General features: G+C 36.6%; 2 protein-coding genes. Both read right to left on the bottom strand.

Annotated elements, in window-relative coordinates:
- The coding region (locus E1171_RS03225) for a DUF349 domain-containing protein (protein WP_155204024.1) at positions 1–1776 on the bottom strand (1776 nt) is incomplete at its 3' end.
- 330 nt (positions 1777–2106) lie between these two features.
- Positions 2107–2675: YqgE/AlgH family protein (locus E1171_RS03220; protein WP_155204022.1), on the bottom strand; the 569-nt coding region annotated here is incomplete at its 5' end.

The raw sequence follows: 2675 nt of genomic DNA, 5'->3' as shown, positions 1-2675 counted from the left end.
TTCAAATTCTTCTCTAAGTTTATCGGCAGTTCGCGATGCGGCAAAAAACTCCAGGTTGTTTCTCCAAAGTGTAATATCATTTTCTACACTTGTAATCTTTTTACGGATACCTTGTTCCATATTTTGAAGTTTTCTTCGGGAAGCAGGATCATCCTTCATAGCCCCAAATTCGACTTTTACTTTCAATAGATCCCTTTCATCCTCATTCAACCCTTCAATCGCAGCTATGTAACTCCCTAAAGCGTTCCTAAAACGATCCTGAATAGAACGTATATTTTCTCTTGGGACAAATCCAATACTTTGGAAAGCTTCTGCCAACTCCTCAAGCTCCTCTGTTGTCGCTTTTTGATCATTTGCCTTCTGCTCCATTGCATCACAAATCTGTTCTTTCTCCCTCAAGTTGTCCGCATACTGTTGTTCTGCTTCATTGTTCTTCTCTCGCATTCGATTAAAGAAGTGATCACAAGCCGCTTTAAAACGGGCATAAACCTCATCCCGATTCTTTTCAGGTACAGGTCCTATCTCCTTCCATTGTCTTTGAAGGCCCTTTAAAGCATTGGAAACCTTATCCCATTCAGAACTATCCTGCAGTTCTATTGCTTTGTTCACCAATTCTTCCTTCAGTTGCAGGTTCTGATGCCTTGTTGCTTCCAGGCGTTTAAAGAAGGCACTTTTATTATGAAAGAAAGTCTTTATCGTTCCCCAAAACTTTTTATTAACCTCCTTGGCCCGGTCTTTAGGAATACCACCAATGGCCTCCCATTTCTTTTGAGTTTCTAAGAGCTCGTGTGTTTTCTTGTTCCATTCATTAATACGATCTGAATCGAAACCAAGGAAATCCTGGACTTCTTCTCCCAGCTTTTCTTTAAGAACCAAATTAGCTTCAAGCTCTTTTTTTAAATCCTCCAGAAAGTGCTTTCTTTTAGCATATATCTTATCCGAAGCGGACTTAAATCTTTGCCATAATTCTTCCTGATCATCCCTAGGAACAGGACCTATATGCTTGAATTCTTCATGTAGCTCATTCAGTTCCTTAACTGCCAGGGTAATATTCTCTTGGGCATCCAATTTTTCAGCTTTTTCACACAAGACTATTTTAGCATCCAAATTTTTCTTGCGATCCAACTCCTTCAACTCAAAATAAATTCCTCTTTTATTATAGAAGCGATCAATCAAGGCATTATAATTTGCCCATAGCTCTCTAACATAGGCCGGTGGAACAGCTCCAATGGTTTTCCATTGCTCCTGCATTTCCTTCAAGGCATTAATACTTGAATGGCTTTCTTCTCCATCTACTAATTCCCTAAGGCGAGCTAAAAGAACATTTTTGGCCTTTAAATTATCCTGACGACTTCGTTCCTGATCCGCATAAAATTTGGATCTTTTCTCCCGAAGCGCTTTATAATGCTTATTAAAACTTCTTACCAACTCATCTTCCCGAAATTCGAAATCATCAACCTCTCCTCCGTCTTCCAAAAATCTTTTCAGGGCATCTTCTTTCTCCTGATTTCGAATTTTATCAAATACAGGTTTTATGTCATTTAAAGCTTTCTCTAGCTTTTTTATATTATTTTCATTGACAAGCTTTTCAACTTCCCTTACCAACTCTTCTTTTGATAAAGTAGCATAATCGACATGGCTAATTTCCTCTTCAGCGTTTTGATCAGATGAATCCTCACCAATATCAGCTTTCATTTCATCTTCATTTAACTCTTGTGGAGTTTCTGAAGCTTCATTTTTTATTTCTTCAGGAAATCCTGCTCTTTCTTTGTCCATTATCTTCCCTTTTTCTAACAATAATTGAATTCAATATCAGGCAAAACTAACAAAATATTAGACATCGCATAAACTTTTCATTATTAAAAACGAATAATGATCAAAGTTTAATTGGAAAAATTTCAAATAAATGATTTACCAGAATCATTTTAGCAATATTGATAAAATTTTAATGAATGGGAATAAATTAGAATATTATTTAAGCAATGAGTTCTATTACTTAATTTTTCTTAATAGAATATTTTCAAGTAGAAAAATAAATTATCAAAGATAAAGAATTCCCCCTATACCTTTAACTTTAAAAAGGATTTCATACTTCAGAAAGCTATTTTAATTCATTCTTGGATCTATAGGATAATTGGAATACATCTTATACTTGCCTCCCATTTCACGAAGGACATCCCGCCACAAATCATCAGGATTGGTATCAAAAACTTGGTCAGGAGTGGCAGATTTACTAACAAACCAGGACCCTTCCTTCACTTCAGATTCCAATTGTCCCGCACCCCAGCCTGCGTACCCCACAAAAAACTTAAAATCTTGGGGCCGTATTTCTTTTACATTAATTAATTCCAAAAGACGATCAAAACTCCCTCCCCAGAACAATCCATCACTCAATTTTTCCGACCCTTCCAAGGGGTTATCACCCCGATGGATATAATGTAAGGTATTTTGTTCTACCGGACCACCAATAAATAAGGGCTCCCGAAAATCATCAATCTCTTCTACCACATCATTAAGAAAAAGAGTGGAACTTTGATTAAGGACTAAGCCAAAAGACCCTTCCTTGCTATTAGCACAAAGTAGAATAACGGTCCTTTTAAAATTCGGATCTGGAAGAAATGGCTCCGAAATTAATAGATCTCCCTTTTTAGGTTGATTTCCCCCATTATTTTTAA

This window comes from Xanthovirga aplysinae, assembly GCF_009711365.1.
GTDB lineage: Bacteria > Bacteroidota > Bacteroidia > Cytophagales > Cyclobacteriaceae > Xanthovirga > Xanthovirga aplysinae.
Note: the sequence above shows the minus strand (reverse complement) of the source record. Positions and strands in the feature narration are given on the sequence as shown.